We start from the raw sequence: 15,550 nt of genomic DNA, 5'->3' as shown, positions 1-15,550 counted from the left end.
GTAGCGCGTCTCGCCGGCGAGCGTGCCGGGGCCGATCGCGCCGCGCTGTTCCTTGACCGTGCGCAGGTCGTCGAGCCAGCCGGTTTCCTCCTGGCCGATGACCTCGGGTTCGATCGGCTCGGCCGGGCGCCCGCGGCCGAATCGGCGTCCCTTTCGACCGCCGGCCTGCTCGTTGCGCAGGTCAGCGTCGTCGTCGGGCCGATCGGCACCGCGCGGGGTCACGGCTGTTCCTTTCCGGCGGCGGAGCCGCTGTCGTCTTCTGTGCCGGTCGGGCCCGGATCGGCGACGCTACCAGCCCGGGCTGTGGTCGCGCTCCCATCGGAAGCGGCGGCCCCGGGGTCGGCGCCTGTCGGTTCGGGCTCGTCCTGCGCCGGATCAGCCACGACGGGGGGCGGTGACTTCTCCGGTGTGATGTTCGCGGCAAAGCGTCCCTCATCGGCGGCCGGGGCACCACCCGTCGCGCGGTCTGTCCCGATTGCCGGAGCATCCCCCGTACGCTGCGTGTTTGCCCGGCCACGGACGATGCGCCGGAGCCGGGGCACCCGCTCGCCGATCGCCCGTTCGGCGCCGTGGTCGGTCGGCTGGTAATACTCGGCGTCGGCCAGATCGTCGGGCAGATACTGCTGTTTCACCACCCCGCGGGGGTCGTCGTGCGGATAGCGATAACCCCGGCCATGCCCTAATCCGCGCGCGCCGGGGTAGTGCGCGTCGCGCAGGGCAGAGGGCACCGCACCACCACGGCCGGCCCGCACGTCGGCCATGGCAGCGCCGATGGCCGTGGTGACGCTGTTGGATTTCGGGGCGGTGGCCAGGTGCACCACGGCCTGGGCCAGGTTGAGCCCGGCCTCGGGCAGACCCACGTTCTGGACGGCCTGGGCCGCCGCCGTCGCGACCAGCAACGCCTGCGGGTCGGCCATGCCCACGTCCTCGCTGGCGAAGATCACGATGCGGCGTGCGATGAACCTCGGGTCCTCGCCCGCGACCAGCATGCGGGCCAGCCAGTGCAGGGCCGCGTCGGGGTCGCTGCCGCGCATGCTCTTGATGAAGGCGCTGGTCACGTCGTAGTGCGCGTCGCCGTCCCGGTCGTAGCGGACGGCCGCCACGTCGACCGCCTTCTCGGCCGTGGCGAGGTCGATCTCGGCCACGCCCTGGGCGGCCGCCGAGCCGGCCGCCGCCTCCAGGGCGGTGAGCGCCTTGCGCACGTCGCCCGCGGCCAGGCGTACGAGGTGCTCCTCGGCCTCGGCCGACAGCGTGACCGCGCCGCCCAGCCCGCGCTCGTCGGTGACCGCGCGGCGCAGCAGGCCGCGCACGTCGTCTTCGTCGAGCGCCTGCAGGGTCAGCAGCACGCAGCGCGACAGCAGGGGTGAGATGACCGAGAAGTACGGGTTCTCGGTGGTCGCCGCCAGCAGCGTGACCGTCCTGTCCTCGACGGCGGCGAGCAGCGAGTCCTGCTGGGTCTTGCTGAAGCGGTGCACCTCGTCGATGAACAGGACCGTCGGCGGGCCGCCGTAGCGGCGCTCGCGGCGGGCCGTGTCGATCACCGCGCGCACGTCCTTGACCCCGGCCGACAGAGCCGACATGGCGATGAACTTGCGGTTGGTCGCGCCGGCCACGAGGTGGGCGATGGTGGTCTTGCCGGTGCCGGGCGGACCCCACAGGATCACCGACATGGGGCTGGCTCCGGTGACCAGCTGACGCAGCGGTGCCCCGGGCGCGAGCAGGTGTTCCTGGCCGACCAGCTCGTCGAGCGAGGCGGGTCGCATGCGTACCGGCAGCGGGGAGTCGGCGGCCGGGGAGCTGAAACCGTCCGCCGGGCCGGCGGACTGAGTGGCGCCACCAGGCTGCGCCAGGGAGAAGAGGCCGTCTGATTCCATCGGTGGAAACAGTACCGGCCCGCCGGAACGGGATGCGAAATCCACGTGGCGGCGGGCCGGGTGCGAGCCGTGCCAGGCGGGGCGCCGGTGGCTCGCGGAGTGGTGGCGCGGGGACGGGTTCAGCCGCGGCCGGGGCGACGGCCGTAGAAGCGGCGGCCCGAGGAGCCGTTGCCGGCCCGCGGCCCGCTGCCCACACCGGCCAGGTACAGGGCGAGCAGCAGCAGACCGAGGGAGGCCATGGTCTGGAAGTTGAACAGGTCGGGGGCGCCCAGGTTGGTGTCGAGCAGGTCCAGCAGGAGCCAGACACCGAAAACGACTGCGGCGGCGATGGCAAGCATTATGTTTTCCTCCGAGGGGTGAGAGCCGTGTCACGCAGATACCCCGCAGCCGGTCCCGCGCAAACTCCACCCTGGAGTGGGTGATCAAGGCAACGCATTGACCGCCTTGGCGATCAGCAGGACGGCGATCAGCAGCGCGATGGCCGATTCCAGGGCCATCGCGGACTTGGCCCACCGCGACAGCGGCAACGTGTCGGTCGGGCTGAACGCCGTCGCGTTGGTGAAGGCGACATAGAGATAGTCGAGGAAGTACGGCTCCCAGTCCTTGGGCGCGAGTTGCGGCGACGTCATCGGCGGGAACAGGAAGTCCGGGTACGGGTCCTCGCCGCGCGCCCGCCGGGCCGGGCCACCGCGGTCGAGCTCCCAGAACCACACCGCGAAGGACAGCACGTTCAACACGTAGATGGCGCCGCCGACGGCCACCAACTGGCTCGCCGAGCCGGTGTCGTGCCCGGTCAGGATGTCCCGTACGAGCATCGCCACCGACCACGCGTTGCCCAGGCTGGCCACCACGATCAGGCCGAGGCCGACCATGCGCAGGGCCGGGGTGTCCCGCTTGATCCGCTTCGGGTCGGCCGCGACCAGCACGACCGCCATCACGACCTCGATCGCCGGCAGCAGCCAGCGCGGCCCCAGCGTGAGCCGGTCGGGCAGCATGATCTGGATCGCGACCATCCCGACGACCGCGAGCGCGGCCGGCCAGCGGGCTTCCGGGTCGGTGGGCCGGCGCCAGGCGGGCTGTTCCCCGGTCATCGCGGCTAGTCCGCGAGCTTGAAGAACAGGTCGGTGCGCCACCTGTGCATGTCGGGCTGCTCGGCCGGGTCGGTCAGCAGCACCTCGAGGCGGCAGCCCCACACCTCGCCGGTCGGGGTGGGTTGCATGTCCCACTCGAGGCCGCGGTCGCGGGCCCAGTCGAGCATGCGGGCGGTGACCGCCATCAACTCGTCGGGATGGCCGACGTGGCTGACCGTGACGTAGCGACCGGCGGGGAGCGTCTCGACGAACATCGGGGCGGGCGGCTCGACCCGGCCGGCGATCGGGATGCCGGCCTCGATGACCAGGTCGGCCGACATGTCGATGACCCGGTAGCGGAAGAACGGTGCGCCCGCGACCGCGGCGCCGCGCTCGCCGAGCCGGGCGAACATGGTCGGCAGGTGGTCGGCGACCCGCGCGAACTGCGTCATCGTGATCGACTCGCGCCGGCCCACGTACAACTGCGCGGTTCTCTCGACAATCGTCGGCTGCACCGGGCCAGTCTCACAGCCCCGGCGATCAGCCGCACGCCGACCCGCTGGCCCGACCGGCCTCACAGCCCCGGCGATCAGCCGCACGCCGACCCGTCGCCGGCCGGTCAGAAGCCCTCGGAGACGGGCCGCAGCCGGGTCCGCAACACCGAGCGGGCCAGCGACGTGTCGAGTTTGACGTCGAGCGGGCGCGGCCCGAGCCCGGCGTCGGTGCTGAGGCCGACGGGCAGCGCCGCCGGGTCGAGCCCGTGCGCGCGGGCGATCAGGCGGCCGAACTCGACCCGCGAGACGGCCTCGGGCCCGGCCACGTCGAGGACCCCGGCGAACCGGGAGTCGGCCAGTTCGAGCAGGGCGCCGGCCAGGTCGTCGACGTGGATCGGGCAGCGGATCTCGTCGGTGAACAGCGTGCCCGGCTGCCCGTCGAGGAGGCCACGCACGAACCGCTCGAATCGGCCCGCGCCGTTGCCGTAGATCAGCGACGTGCGCACGATGACCGCCGACGGGTCGATCGCGGTCACCGCGGTCTCGGCCGCTGCTTTGGCCGCGCCGTAGAGGCTGACCGGTGTCGGCGGGTCGTCCTCTGTGTACGGCGCGGGACGGCCGGCGTGCAGCGCGTCGGTCGAGACGTGCACCAGCCGCGCTCCGACGGCGGCGGCCTCGGCAGCCACGGTGGCTGCCCCGTCGGCCGACACTGCCCAGCCACCCCACGTGCTGTTGATGACCAGCTTCGGGCGTACGGCCGAGATCAGCGCCCGCACCGCCTTGCGATCCGTGATGTCCACCGGCACCCAGCCCCCGGACGCCGTGGTGGCTGTGCCCACCACGGCATGACCGGCGGCCGTCGCCTGACGGGCCAGAACGGAACCGAGGAAACCCGATGCGCCGACGAGGAGAGTGCTCATGCCTCGATCAGATCAGTTCGAGCGCTCCACGGGAACAGCCTGGCCGTCGGTGCCGGGTGTGCCGGCCGTTGGTTTGGGCTTGGCGTCGATGCCGGCCTCGAGCCGCTGCTGCGCCGTGATCGGGGTCGGCGCCGTGGTCAGCGGGTCGTAGCCGCCGCGGGTCTTGGGGAACGCGATGACCTCGCGGATCGACTCGTTGCCGCTGAGCAGCATGCAGGTGCGGTCCCAGCCGAGCGCGATGCCGGCGTGCGGCGGGGGGCCGTACTTGAACGCCTCGAGCAGGAAGCCGAACTTGTCCTGCGCCTCTTCGGGCGTGATGCCGAGCAGGTCGAAGACCCGGCTCTGCACGTCGGCCCGGTGGATACGGACGCTGCCGCCGCCGATCTCGTTGCCGTTGACGACGATGTCGTACGCGTAGGCCAGCGCCTGGTCGGGCGCGTCCTCGAAGCGGTCGAGCCACTCGTCGTTGGGCGAGGTGAACGGGTGGTGGACCGCCGTCCAGCCGCCCTCGTCGGTCTTCTCGAACATCGGGGCGTCGACGACCCAGCAGAACGCCCAGGCCGACTCGTCGATCAGGCCGGACCGCTTGGCGATCTCGATGCGGGCCGCGCCCAGCAGTTCCTGCGCCTCGCGGCGCTCGTTGGCGGCGGCGAAGAAGATCGCGTCGCCCGGCTTGGCCCCGACCGCGTCGGCCAGGCCGGCCAGGTGCGCCTCGGAGAGGTTCTTGGCGACCGGGCCGCGTGCCTCGCCGGTCTCGGCGTCGAGCACCACGTAGGCGAGACCGCGCGCGCCGCGGGCCTTGGCCCAGTCCTGCCAGCCGTCGAGCTCCTTGCGGGTCTGCGCGGCGCCGCCGGGCATGACAACCGCGCCGACGTAGCCGCCGGCCGCGATGGCGCCCGCGAACACGCGGAACTCGGTGCCCTGCAGGTATGCGGTCAGCTCGGTCAGCTCGACGCCGTAGCGCAGGTCGGGCTTGTCGGAGCCGTAGCGGTTCATCGCGTCGGTCCAGGTGATCCGCGGGATCGGCAGCTGCACCTGGTAGCCGGCGAGCTCGCTCCACAGCCGCGAGACGATCTCTTCGCCGAGGGCGATGATGTCGTCCTGGGTGACGAAGGACATCTCGATGTCGAGCTGGGTGAACTCGGGCTGCCGGTCGGCGCGGAAGTCCTCGTCGCGGTAGCAGCGGGCGATCTGGTAGTACCGCTCCATGCCGGCCACCATGAGCAGCTGCTTGAACAGCTGGGGCGACTGCGGCAGGGCGTACCAGGTGCCGGGCTGCAGGCGCACGGGCACCAGGAAGTCGCGGGCGCCCTCGGGCGTCGACCGGGTCAGGGTCGGCGTCTCGATCTCGTTGAAGTCGCGGGCGTGCAGCACCTCGCGGGCGATCTGGTTGGCCCGCGAGCGCAGGCGCAGCGCGTTGGCCGGGCCGGAGCGGCGCAGGTCGAGGTAGCGGTACTTGAGCCGCAGGTCGTCCGACGCGGTGATCGTGTCGTCGACCGGCAGCGGCAGCGGGGCGGCCTCGGAGAGGACGGTGAGCTGCGAGGCCACCACCTCGATCTCGCCGGTCGCCAGCTCGGGGTTGGCGTTGCCCTCGGGCCGCGCCGACACCTCGCCCACCACGAGCACGCAGAACTCGTTGCGCAGCGCGTGCGCGTCCTCCTCGCGGAAGACGACCTGGACCACGCCCGAGGCGTCACGGAGGTCGACGAAGATGACACCGCCGTGGTCGCGCCGGCGGGCGACCCACCCGGCGAGCGTCACCGTCGTGCCGGCGTCGCTTGCGCGCAGGGTGCCGGCGTCATGGGTACGAATCACGGGAAGGACTCCTCACAAACGGTCTGGGGCGCACCCGACATTCTGTCAGGGGCGCCCGCGGCGACCGCCGTCAGGCCGCGACTTTCCACGAGGTGGCCCGCATCCCGGCCGTCCCGGTCGCGCCCACATCCACGATCTCGACCAGCACCATGCGGGCCGGGGTGGCCGCGGTCAGCACACAGAGAACGGTCCCCTTGCGTACGGGAACACTGGCCCCCGGCCCGATCGGGCTCGTCCGGATGGCGCGGGCGCACCCGGCCGCGTCGAGGTCCCGGCTGCGGACCTGACTGCCGCCGGCCGCGCCCGACCCGAGCACGAGAGTCGGCGGCTGGTCCCCGCAGCGGCTGTCGTACCGCAGGTCGCCGGCCTTCTCGGCGGCGTCGGAGCGCGGCTCGTCCAGATCGAGGAAGAGCACCGCCGAACACCCCACCTGCACCCGCAACGGCTCCTGGGCGTACGAGACATCGAAGCTCTCCGACGCCGGCGGCGCCACCGCCACCGGTGCGGGCTGTTCCATCGCGACCCGGGCCAGGTTCGACGCCCGCCACGAGACGAAGATCGCCACCCCGGCCACGTTCAGCGCGAACAGCGCCACCAGCGTGGCCACGAAGGCCGCCCCGCACCGCCGGCCGGACCGCGCGCCGATCCGCTCGGTCGGCCCGTCCGGGATCGGCGCCTCGGGCTCCTCCGGGCGCGCCTTGGCCGGGTTCATCGGATAGGGGTCGCGGGCCTTGGGCGGGGTGTTGTTCGTGGCGCGAAAGGTCGACATCGGCGGCTCCGAACGCTCGGCAAACCGGATGAAGCGACCCTAAGCCGACGAAACGCTATCCCTCTATCCCCTGGCCAGGCGACTGACCGACGCCAGCACAGCCACCGCCCGGGGTATGGCGGCATCGCTGATGTTGCCGTAACCGAGAACCAGCCCCGGCGGGCCGGGCGCCGTGCGGTAGTCGGCCAGCGTCATCACGCCGACGCCGGCCGAACGGGCTGCGGCGGCCACCTCGGTCTCGTCCAGGCCGGGCCACGAGCAGACCACGTGCAGCCCGGCCGAGACGCCCTGCGTCGTCGCACCCGGCAGGTGGCCCGACAGCTCGGCGATCAGCAGGTCGCGGCGGGCGCGGTAGCGCTGACGGGCCCGGTGCAGGTGCCGGTCGTAGCGGCCGGCGGCCACGAACGAGGCGAACGCGGCCTGGTCGATCACCGACGGTCCCGGGCCGGCCTCCACCGCCGTACGCCAGGCCGGTGGAACCACTGCCCAGCCGACACCGACCGCAGGGGCCAGGGTCTTGTGGGCCGAGCCCACCAGCGCCACCCGATCCGGGTCGAGGCCCTGCAGGCAGCCCACCGGCTTGCGGTCGTAGCGGAACTCGCTGTCGTACTCGTCCTCGACGATCAGCCCGTCGGCGACGCGGGCCCAGTCGATCAGCGCGGCGCGGCGGGCCGGCGACAGCACCGCGCCGGTCGGGAACTGGTGGGCGGGCGAGAGCAACACCGCCCGTACGCCGGAAGGAAGCTCAGCCACCCGCAGGCCGTCACCGTCCACCGGAACCGGCCGCGGCCGCAGGCCGGCCGCCGTCACCGCCGAGCGCAACGCGCCCCACCCCGGATCCTCCACCGCGATCTCGCGATGCCCGGCCGACGCCAGCCCCCGGCACAGACGGCCGACGGCATCCCGGATGCCCGCGCAGACGGTCACCGAGGAAGCCGTCGTGACCGCGCCCCGCGAGCGAGCGAGATATTCGGCCAGCACGGCCCGCAGCCCGGGCAGACCACCCGGCGGCGGATGGCCGAGGTCGGCGTCGGCGGCCGCCCGGGCCAGCGCGTCCGCCCACTGCCGGCGCGGGAAGGCCCGCAGATCGGGCAGCCCCGGGGCGAGGTCGAACAGGGGCCGGGCCGCCGGCGCCGCCACCGCCGGCGGCGACCGATCGGCGCCCGCGGACCAGCGCACCCGGGTGGCCGAACCGGTCCGGCCGGTCACGTAGCCCTCGGTTGCCAACTGCGCGTACGCCTGCGTGACGACCCAGCGCGAGCAGCCCAGCGCCGGCGCGAGCAGACGGCTCGGCGGCAGCGCGGCGCCGGTCGGCAGCCGTCCGGCGCGGATCGCCGCTCGCAGCGCCGTGGCCAGCGCGACGTGCCGCGGGCCCTGGGCGGGCAGGTCGAGCAGCGTCTCCCAGGCCGAATTGGTACGGGATTCCGGCATGAGTTCGGATCGTACGACCGAACCGATCCGGTCATAGGCTCGGCCGCATGCGCTATCGATTTCTGGGACGCACGTCGCTGGCCGTGAGCGAGCTCTGCCTGGGGGCCATGACCTTCGGGCGGGAGAGCGACGAGGAGACCAGCCACCGCATGATGGACCGGTTCGCCGAGGCCGGCGGCACGTTCCTCGACACGGCCGACGCGTACGGCGCCGGCCGCTCCGAGGAGATCGTCGGCCGCTGGCTCAAGCAGCACGACCGCGACGACTGGGTGATCTCGACCAAGGTGCGCTGGGGCCCGGGCGGCAACCGCGAGGGTCTGGGCCGCAAACACGTGATGACCGCCGCCGAGGGCAGCCTGCGCCGCCTGGGCACCGACCACATCGACCTCTACCACGTGCACGGCTGGGACCCGGCCGCACCGGTGGAAGAGGTCGTGCGCACCCTCGACCTGCTGGTGGCCAGCGGCAAGGTGCGTCACCTGGCGGTCAGCAACTGGGCGGCATGGCAGATCCAGAAGGCGCTGGGCGTCGCCGACAAGCGCGGGTGGGAGCCGTTCGCCGCGATCCAGCCGCGCTACAACCTGCTCGACCGCGAATTCGAGTGGGAGCAGGGGCCGTTGGCCGCCGACGCGGGCCTGGGCGTGCTGCCGTGGAGCCCGTTGCGCGGGGGCTGGCTGACCGGGCGCTACCAGCGGGGCGGGTCGGCGCCGGCCGGAAGCCGCGTCGGGACGGCCGACAGCGAGAACTGGGGCGAGCGGTGGGCGGTGTACGACAACGACCGCACGTGGCGGGTGCTCGACGAGTTGGCCGCGGTGGCCCGGGAGGCGGGCCGCGAGCAGGCACAGGTGGCCCTCAACTGGCTGCTCGGCCGCCCGGCTGTCACCGCACCGATCATCGGGGCGCGCAGCATGCAGCAGCTCGAGTCCAATCTGGGCGCGACCGGCTGGGATCTGGACGCGGCGCTGGTGGAGCGGCTCGACGCGGTGACCACTGTCGACCCCCTGCCGTTCCCGTACGACACGCTGGCCTTCAGCACTCACAGCCCCGCGCGCGAGTAGTCGTCAGGCGGGAACGAACCAGCCGTCCCGCAGGACCGGCACCACGGGGCCGGCGCCGACGGCTGCGGCCACCGTGACGTCGCCCGCGAAGCCGTTGACCCGCAGCTCGCGACCGCTCACCGACTCCGGCAGAGCGGTCGCGAGCCGATCGGCCACGCCGTGGTAGGCCGCGACCGCGGTCAGCGCCTCGGGCGAGAACCCGGCTCCGCCGTCCGCCTCGGCCAGCGCGGCCAGGAACGCGCCGGCGCCCCACAGATCCTCGACGGCCGGCCGCAACGACCCGTCGGGCCACCGCTCGCCCGCCGCCACCACGGCCACGGGCCGGCCCGCGGTCCGCTCGGCCACCCACTCGGCCGCGACCGCGGCGTTGCGCAGGCACACCCCGACGACCGTGGCACCGGCGTCGGCCAGCCGCGCCGAGATCGCCGATCCGTTGGGCGAGGGCAGCACCAGGCGGTCGATCTTCGCGGCCTCGAGGTCGGTGTTGAGGATGCTTTCGGGCGAGAGCGTGATCTGTCCCGGCCCGGCCTGCGACCGCAGCACGGCCAGCATCGCCCCGTGCAGCCGGGCCACCGCCACCGCCGAGTCGTCCCGCCAGCGGTACGGCAGGACGCTGATGCCCTGCTCGATCGCCACCGTCAGCGTGGTCGTGAACGAGAGCACGTCCACCACGGCGACGTAGGCCGCACCCGGCGCGACCGCGTCCGCGCCGACCGGCCCCCAATCGAAGCGAACCCGGAAAACACCCTGCCCATCAGCGACGGCCATCAATCCCCCCTGTCCGCAGTCTGCCCGCGAGGACGAGATCAGAAACAGGTGGCGAGCACGTCCACCACGCGGCGGTCGTCGTCGACCACCGGGATGTGCCGCCACTTGTCGAACGCCGTGCACGGATGCGAGATCCCGAACCGCACCAGGTCGCCCGGCTCGAGCCGGGCGTCCCCGATGGACAGATACGTGTGGTGGTCGTTGAGCTTGGTCACCTCGAGGCCGGTGGCCGGAGCCGACGTGCCGTCCGGCCGCCTGATCTCCATCGGCACCGGCAGGCCCTCGTCGAACGGCGCGTCCCGCTTGCCCATCCCGGCCAGGGCCAGCCCCGGCTCCGGCGTCGAGATCACCTGCGCCCACAGGTCGAGCGCCGCCGCCAGCGGCCCCTCGCCGGGCACCCGCAGGAACGGCGTCCGCTCCCGGTAGAACCCGTCGTCGTGGGTGACCGACGCCCCGCTGCGCAGCAGGAGCAGGGCGTCGACGTCGATCCGGGCGACGACCCGGTCGAACCACGCGCTGCCCCCGGCCGACAGGATCGGCCGCTCCGGCAGCAGCCCCGCGTCCCGCAACCGCACGAACCCGGCGACGACCTGGTCCAGGAAGTCGTCGACCTCGCGCTCGGTGCGCAGCTGACCCTCGTACGCGGTGAGACCGGCCAGTTCGAGGCCGGGCGCCGCCGCCACGGCCCGGGCCACCTCTTCGAGCTCATCGAGCGTCCGGACCCCCGTACGCCCGTGGTCGTGCCCGTGCTCGACGAGAACCCGCAACCGGCCCCCGGCCCGGGCGGCGGCGGCCACCCCGGCGACCGAGTCGACCTGGAACCAGATGTCGTCCTGCCCGGCCAGCCAGTGCAGGGCCGTCGGGTCGAGCACCTCGTTGGCGATCAGCACCCGCGGCACACCCAGCTTGCGCAGCACGAGCGCCTGGTTCGGGGTGGCCACGGTCAGGCCCCACGCCCCGGCATCCAGCTGCCGGGCGAGCAGCCCGGGCGCCATGGTCGTCTTGGCGTGCGGAGCGAACTCCCAGCCGTGCCGCCGGGCGTACGCCGCCATGGTCGCGATGTTGGCCTCGGCCGCGTCCCGCCGCAGCACCAGCAGCGGCCAGGTGAACAGCCCGCCGAACAGGCTCGGCTTCGCGTCCAGCGGAAACGTGCCCTCCGGCAGCCAGAATCCCTTGCTCCGCCAGTCGGGGGTCGCCTCAGGAACGTCCAAGGGGAACCTCGATGCCTAGATCGCCGAGCGGTTCGAGGGCGTTGAGCACGCCGGTCAGCCGCTTCTCCTCACCGATGAAATGCGTCTCCAGCACCGCGCTGAGTCCGTCCAGCTCCTCGTGCGTGGTCGCCGCCTCCAGCCGCCGCAACATCCCCCCGATGATCTCGTGGTCGCGTTGCAGGCCGTCCAGAAAATCAGCCAGTTCCGGATGCCGCTCGGCCAGCAGCGGGAACACGTTCGCGTCCTCGGCCGTGTGGTGCTTCGTCACCGCCGTGCACAGAGCGAGGCAGTGCAGCCGGAGGTCACGGCCCTCGTCCAGCGCGTCGTAGAGGTCGTCGACCATCTCGCGCAGGCGCAGATGCGCGCCGATCAGTTGGTTTCCGTAGGCGCGGAACCTAGTCCGCTCAGTGTCGTAACCCATGCTGACGCCAGCTCATCAGACGGGTTTTGGTGAGTCAACGCCTACAGTCCGGTTCGGGTGGCGGCGGGGTGGTCGGATGAGGGTCAAGGCGCTTCGTCATCTCGGCCAGCTCGGCCAGGCGGTCGGGCAGCTCGCGGGGGTTGCCCGGGGCGTCGGGGCGCGCGTCCCACGGACGCGGCCCGCTCGGTGGGCGGTAGTTGACCCCGAGCGCGTCCAGCCGCTCCAGATGCGCGGGCAGCCGGGTTTCGAACGACTCGTACGACCGCCCCGGCGGGTCCCACACGGCCTCGGCGAACGCGCTCAACCGCGGGTACGTCATGTAGTCGACCTGGCGAGCCGTCTCCATGTGCTCGGTCCATACGTTCGCCTGCCCGCCCAGAACCAGTTCCCGCTCGGCCGGCGACAACCCTTCCGGTACGGCCGAGAACGCGTACACGTCGGCCAGGGTCAGCCGGGTGCCGACCGGGGTGGGCTCGCCCGGGTCGTCCGACTGGCGGTAGTCGAGGTAGGCCGCGATGTCCGGGCAGGCCACGACCTGGTGCCCACGCCGGGCCGCGACCGTGGTCGGCTCCTTCCCACGCCAGGCGGCCACCACCGCGCCGGCCGGAGCGCCACCCTCGAGGATCTCGTCCCACCCGTAGATCCGCCGGCCCCGCCCTGCCAGGTGCGCGGCCATCAGCGCGGTGAACGCCGGCTGCCGGTCCTCACCCGCCCATTCGTCGCGCGGGCACTCGTCGCCGCCGATGCCGATCAGCTCCGAGGGGAAGATCTCGCACAGCTGGTCGAGCACGGCCCGGCAGAAGTCCAGCGACCGTTCCCCCAGGTTCAGCACGTGTGACGAGATGCCCCAACCGGTCCGCACGCCGCCGGCGAAACCGTTGCCGAGCTCCGGGTACGCCGCCACGGCGGCCTGCATGTGGCCGGGCATGTCCACCTCGGGCACGACCCGGACGTGCCGCTCCCCGGCGTACGCCACGATCTCGCGCAGGTCGTCGGCCGTGTAGAAGCCGCCATGGGGCCGCCCGTCGTAGCGGGCGTGCTGCCGGGCGCCCAGCATCGACTCGGCCCGCCACGCGCCGACGTCGGTCAGCCGCGGCCATCCGGGCACCTCGAGGCGCCAGCCCTGGTCGTCCGTGAGGTGCAGGTGCAGCACGTTGAGCTTGTGGAACGCGGCCAGATCGACGAAGCGCAGCACGTCGGACACGGGCATGAAGCGCCGGGCCAGGTCGAGCATCACGCCCCGCCAGCCGAACCGCGGCCGGTCGGTGACGGTGCCGGCCGGGACCAGCCAGCCGGTCGGACCGGCCCGGCGCAGCGCCGCCGGTGGCAGCAGCTGGCGGAGCGTCTGACCGCCGTAGAACACGCCGGCCGCTGACCCGCCCGTGATCCTCAGCCTTCCCGGGGCGCAGCTCAGCTCGTACGCCTCGGGACTCAGAGCCCGATCGACCCGCAGACTCACGCCGCCCCCGCCCGGCGGAAGCGGGCAGCGCAGCGTGGTGCGAAGCCAGGAAGCGACACCGCCCAAGTCCGCCGGAGCGTCCAGCTGCGTCTCCGCCCCCAGGGCGAAGGCACCGTCGGCGGGACGGACCGAGACCGGCTCTGGGATCATGATCAGCAGCCTAGATTCGAGTAGGGTCGGCCGGGGAGGTGGCGTGACCTACGACCTGCTGCTGGCCGGCGGAGAGCCGTTCGACGTGGCGGTCACCAGCGGGGTGATCGCGGCGGTGGGCCCGTCCCTGCCGCGCGACGCCCGGGTCGTGGCCGACGTGACCGACCGGCTCGTGACGCCCGGGCTCATCGACCTGCACACCCACGTCGGCCCCGGCTACTGGGGCATCGACCCCGACCCGATCGCCTGGCGCACCGGCGTCACCACCTGGGTCGACGCCGGCTCCACCGGGGCCTACACGCTCGACCTGCTGCGCCGCACGTTCCGCGAGGTGCGGGTGCCGGCGCTGCTCAACATCTCGGCGATCGGGCTGACCGGGCGCACCGGCGAGAGCCGCGACCTCACCAACTGCGACGTGCCGCTGGCCATCGACACCGTGCAGCAGCACCGGCCGCTCATCCGCGGCATCAAGGTGCGCGTCGACCGCGAGACCGTCGGCGACAACGGTGTCGAGCCGCTGCGCCGCGGCCTGGCCGTCGGCGACGCCTGCGGGGTGCCGGTGATGGTCCACATCGGGACGACGCCACCCGCCCTCGACGAGGTGCTCGACCTGCTGCGACCGGGCGACATCATGACGCACTGCGCCAGCGGCCTCGCCTCGCCGCTCGGCCCGGCCGTGCGCGCCGCCGTCGACCGGGGCGTGCTGCTCGACCTGGGACACGGCTCGGGCGCCTTCGCCTTCGACGTGCTCGAGCGGCAGCTCGACCTCGGGCTCGCGCCGCACACCATCTCAACGGACCTGCACTGCCGCTCGTTGCCCGGCCCGGTCTTCGACCTGCCGACCACCATGGCCAAGCTGCTCGCCGCCGGCATGCCCCTCACCGACGTACTGGAAAAGGTGACCGCTGCGCCCGCCCGCGCCCTCGGCCTGCCCGGTGGCTCCCTGACCGTGGGCGCCCCGGCGGATCTGGCTGTCTTCGACGTGCGGGCCGAGGAGCACGAGGTCGTCGACTCGCACCTGCAGGTGCGCACCGCTCCCCTGCGCCTGGTGAACGTCGCGACCTACGTGGGCGGGCGCCTGCTGCAGCCGTCGTGGCCGCAGGATCCCCCGCCCTGGGTGTCGCTCACCCCGGCCCAGCACGAGGCCCTCGCGCGCCGCACCCACCGGCTGCGGGAGCTGCTGAACGACCCGCTGGTCGACGCATCCGGACTGGCCGAACAGTTCCCACGCAACCCTTAGGAGACAGAAAGCATGCCCAAGCGCGCCCTCAAGGCCACGACCGCGGCCCCCGCCGGCGGCCCGTACTCGCACGCCGTCATCGCCGGCGACTTCATCTACCTGGCCGGCGCCGTGCCCGCGCTGCCCGACGGCACCATGGTCACGGGCAGTTTCGCCGAGCAGGCGCACGCCGCGTTCCGCAACCTGGCCGCCGTGGCCGAGGAGGCCGGCTCCAGCCTCGACCAGGCCGTCCGCCTCGGCGTCTACCTGCGCGACTTCGACGACTTCGCCGAGCTGAACGAGATCTACGCCCAGTACATCAAGGGCGACAACCTGCCCGTACGCACCACCCTGCCGGTTCCCCTGGTCGGCTTCGACATCGAAATCGACGCGGTCCTCTACACCGGAGCCTGAGTTTCGCCCCTGGATGGCGCTCCGGCCTGCTTTGATCGACATGGTGCGTCCCGCACCCGATGGGTAACACGTCGGAAACGTCGAGCTGCGAGCATCGCGGAGCGCTACCCAGGGAGGCCCGTTTGTTCCTCAGCCAGCACGAGCAGGAACGACTGCTCATTCATGTCGCGGCCGATGTGGCCCGCCGCCGGCAGGAACGCGGCCTGAAGCTCAACCATCCCGAGGCGACCGCCATCATCGTGGCGTTCCTGCTCGAGGGCGCCCGCGACGGCCGCACGGTGGCTGACCTGATGGACGCCGGCCGCCGGGTCCTCTCGCGCGAGGACGTCATGCCCGGCGTTCCCGAGATGCTGCCCGAAGTGCAGGTCGAGGCCACTTTCCCGGACGGCACCAAGCTGGTCACCGTCCACGGCCCGATCTCATGACCACGCTGTTCGATCTTGCAATTCGACCGGTCGCGCCATCCCTAGCCCCCTC

At 72.8% G+C, this 15,550-nt stretch carries 16 protein-coding genes; 4 read left to right on the top strand and 12 right to left on the bottom strand.

Annotated elements, in window-relative coordinates; genetic code table 11:
• Window positions 1-218: 218 nt before the first annotated feature.
• The 8 genes from KXC43_RS22085 to pdxR all read right to left on the bottom strand — a co-directional run bounded on the left by KXC43_RS22085 (window position 219) and on the right by pdxR (window position 8,373).
• Window positions 219-1,874, bottom strand: coding sequence for a replication-associated recombination protein A (locus KXC43_RS22085; protein ID WP_221378021.1), 1,656 nt, complete (start codon window positions 1,872-1,874; stop codon window positions 219-221).
• Window positions 1,875-1,993: 119 nt separating this feature from the next.
• Complete coding sequence (locus tag KXC43_RS22080; protein WP_221378020.1) at window positions 1,994-2,212, bottom strand: hypothetical protein; 219 nt, start codon at window positions 2,210-2,212, stop codon at window positions 1,994-1,996.
• A gap of 84 nt (window positions 2,213-2,296) precedes the next feature.
• Window positions 2,297-2,965: a hypothetical protein gene (locus KXC43_RS22075; RefSeq protein WP_221378019.1), complete on the bottom strand. Its 669-nt coding sequence runs from the start codon at window positions 2,963-2,965 to the stop codon at window positions 2,297-2,299.
• Between the two features lie 5 nt (window positions 2,966-2,970).
• Window positions 2,971-3,459 carry a GyrI-like domain-containing protein gene (locus KXC43_RS22070; RefSeq protein ID WP_221378018.1) on the bottom strand — a complete coding sequence of 163 codons (489 nt, stop codon included), beginning with the start codon at window positions 3,457-3,459 and terminating at the stop codon, window positions 2,971-2,973.
• 104 nt (window positions 3,460-3,563) lie between these two features.
• Window positions 3,564-4,358, bottom strand: coding sequence for an SDR family oxidoreductase (locus tag KXC43_RS22065; protein WP_221378017.1), 795 nt, complete (start codon window positions 4,356-4,358; stop codon window positions 3,564-3,566).
• 12 nt (window positions 4,359-4,370) lie between these two features.
• Window positions 4,371-6,173 carry an aspartate--tRNA ligase gene (gene aspS / locus KXC43_RS22060; RefSeq protein WP_221378016.1) on the bottom strand — a complete coding sequence of 601 codons (1,803 nt, stop codon included), beginning with the start codon at window positions 6,171-6,173 and terminating at the stop codon, window positions 4,371-4,373.
• A 70-nt stretch (window positions 6,174-6,243) separates the two neighbouring features.
• Window positions 6,244-6,942 carry a hypothetical protein gene (locus KXC43_RS22055; RefSeq protein ID WP_221378015.1) on the bottom strand — a complete coding sequence of 233 codons (699 nt, stop codon included), beginning with the start codon at window positions 6,940-6,942 and terminating at the stop codon, window positions 6,244-6,246.
• A gap of 63 nt (window positions 6,943-7,005) precedes the next feature.
• The gene (gene pdxR / locus KXC43_RS22050; RefSeq protein WP_221378014.1) at window positions 7,006-8,373 is read right to left on the bottom strand and encodes a MocR-like pyridoxine biosynthesis transcription factor PdxR; all 1,368 of its coding nucleotides are present in this window, start codon (window positions 8,371-8,373) and stop codon (window positions 7,006-7,008) included.
• A gap of 47 nt (window positions 8,374-8,420) precedes the next feature.
• Between pdxR and KXC43_RS22045 the strand changes: the two genes are divergently transcribed.
• Window positions 8,421-9,431, top strand: a complete 1,011-nt coding sequence (locus tag KXC43_RS22045; protein ID WP_221378013.1) for an aldo/keto reductase — start codon at window positions 8,421-8,423, stop codon at window positions 9,429-9,431.
• Between the two features lie 3 nt (window positions 9,432-9,434).
• Here KXC43_RS22045 and KXC43_RS22040 read toward each other — a convergent pair whose 3' ends face one another.
• From KXC43_RS22040 to KXC43_RS22025, 4 genes are read right to left on the bottom strand one after another with little or no spacing between them, the layout of a single operon-like run.
• Window positions 9,435-10,199 carry a 2-phosphosulfolactate phosphatase gene (locus KXC43_RS22040; RefSeq protein WP_221378012.1) on the bottom strand — a complete coding sequence of 255 codons (765 nt, stop codon included), beginning with the start codon at window positions 10,197-10,199 and terminating at the stop codon, window positions 9,435-9,437.
• A gap of 38 nt (window positions 10,200-10,237) precedes the next feature.
• The gene (locus KXC43_RS22035) at window positions 10,238-11,410 is read right to left on the bottom strand and encodes an alanine racemase (RefSeq protein WP_221378011.1); all 1,173 of its coding nucleotides are present in this window, start codon (window positions 11,408-11,410) and stop codon (window positions 10,238-10,240) included.
• A complete protein-coding gene (locus KXC43_RS22030; protein WP_221378010.1) occupies window positions 11,397-11,831 on the bottom strand; it encodes a hemerythrin domain-containing protein in 435 nt (144 codons plus the stop codon). The genes KXC43_RS22035 and KXC43_RS22030 overlap by 14 nt, the downstream gene beginning before the upstream one ends.
• 34 nt (window positions 11,832-11,865) lie before the next feature.
• Window positions 11,866-13,440, bottom strand: coding sequence for a beta-N-acetylhexosaminidase (locus KXC43_RS22025; RefSeq protein ID WP_221378009.1), 1,575 nt, complete (start codon window positions 13,438-13,440; stop codon window positions 11,866-11,868).
• A 43-nt stretch (window positions 13,441-13,483) separates the two neighbouring features.
• On the opposite strand from KXC43_RS22025, the gene KXC43_RS22020 reads away from it, so the two are divergent.
• From KXC43_RS22020 to KXC43_RS22010, 3 genes are all read left to right on the top strand, one after another.
• Window positions 13,484-14,680 carry an amidohydrolase family protein gene (locus KXC43_RS22020; RefSeq protein ID WP_308129188.1) on the top strand — a complete coding sequence of 399 codons (1,197 nt, stop codon included), beginning with the start codon at window positions 13,484-13,486 and terminating at the stop codon, window positions 14,678-14,680.
• Between the two features lie 12 nt (window positions 14,681-14,692).
• Window positions 14,693-15,073, top strand: a complete 381-nt coding sequence (locus KXC43_RS22015; RefSeq protein ID WP_221378007.1) for a RidA family protein — start codon at window positions 14,693-14,695, stop codon at window positions 15,071-15,073.
• A 122-nt stretch (window positions 15,074-15,195) separates the two neighbouring features.
• Entirely contained in the window at window positions 15,196-15,498 is a 303-nt protein-coding gene (locus KXC43_RS22010) for an urease subunit gamma (RefSeq protein ID WP_221378006.1), read from the top strand.
• Window positions 15,499-15,550: the final 52 nt, after the last annotated feature.

The sequence above is a fragment of the Paractinoplanes polyasparticus genome (genome assembly GCF_019710575.1).
Lineage (GTDB): Bacteria > Actinomycetota > Actinomycetes > Mycobacteriales > Micromonosporaceae > Actinoplanes > Actinoplanes polyasparticus.
The sequence above is the reverse complement of the archived record's forward strand: the minus strand, read 5'-3'. Positions and strand labels throughout refer to the sequence as shown.

What these genes read in the sequence shown, in the direction of transcription:
- KXC43_RS22030 (WP_221378010.1), bottom strand. Translation starts at nt 11,831, where the DNA reads ATGGGTTACGACACTGAGCGGACTAGGTTCCGCGCCTACGGAAACCAA.
- KXC43_RS22040 (WP_221378012.1), bottom strand. Translation starts at nt 10,199, where the DNA reads ATGGCCGTCGCTGATGGGCAGGGTGTTTTCCGGGTTCGCTTCGATTGG.
- KXC43_RS22080 (WP_221378020.1), bottom strand. Translation starts at nt 2,212, where the DNA reads ATGCTTGCCATCGCCGCCGCAGTCGTTTTCGGTGTCTGGCTCCTGCTG.
- KXC43_RS22055 (WP_221378015.1), bottom strand. Translation starts at nt 6,942, where the DNA reads ATGTCGACCTTTCGCGCCACGAACAACACCCCGCCCAAGGCCCGCGAC.
- pdxR (WP_221378014.1), bottom strand. Translation starts at nt 8,373, where the DNA reads ATGCCGGAATCCCGTACCAATTCGGCCTGGGAGACGCTGCTCGACCTG.
- KXC43_RS22065 (WP_221378017.1), bottom strand. Translation starts at nt 4,358, where the DNA reads ATGAGCACTCTCCTCGTCGGCGCATCGGGTTTCCTCGGTTCCGTTCTG.
- KXC43_RS22045 (WP_221378013.1), top strand. Translation starts at nt 8,421, where the DNA reads ATGCGCTATCGATTTCTGGGACGCACGTCGCTGGCCGTGAGCGAGCTC.
- KXC43_RS22015 (WP_221378007.1), top strand. Translation starts at nt 14,693, where the DNA reads ATGCCCAAGCGCGCCCTCAAGGCCACGACCGCGGCCCCCGCCGGCGGC.
- KXC43_RS22025 (WP_221378009.1), bottom strand. Translation starts at nt 13,440, where the DNA reads ATGATCCCAGAGCCGGTCTCGGTCCGTCCCGCCGACGGTGCCTTCGCC.
- KXC43_RS22085 (WP_221378021.1), bottom strand. Translation starts at nt 1,874, where the DNA reads ATGGAATCAGACGGCCTCTTCTCCCTGGCGCAGCCTGGTGGCGCCACT.
- KXC43_RS22075 (WP_221378019.1), bottom strand. Translation starts at nt 2,965, where the DNA reads ATGACCGGGGAACAGCCCGCCTGGCGCCGGCCCACCGACCCGGAAGCC.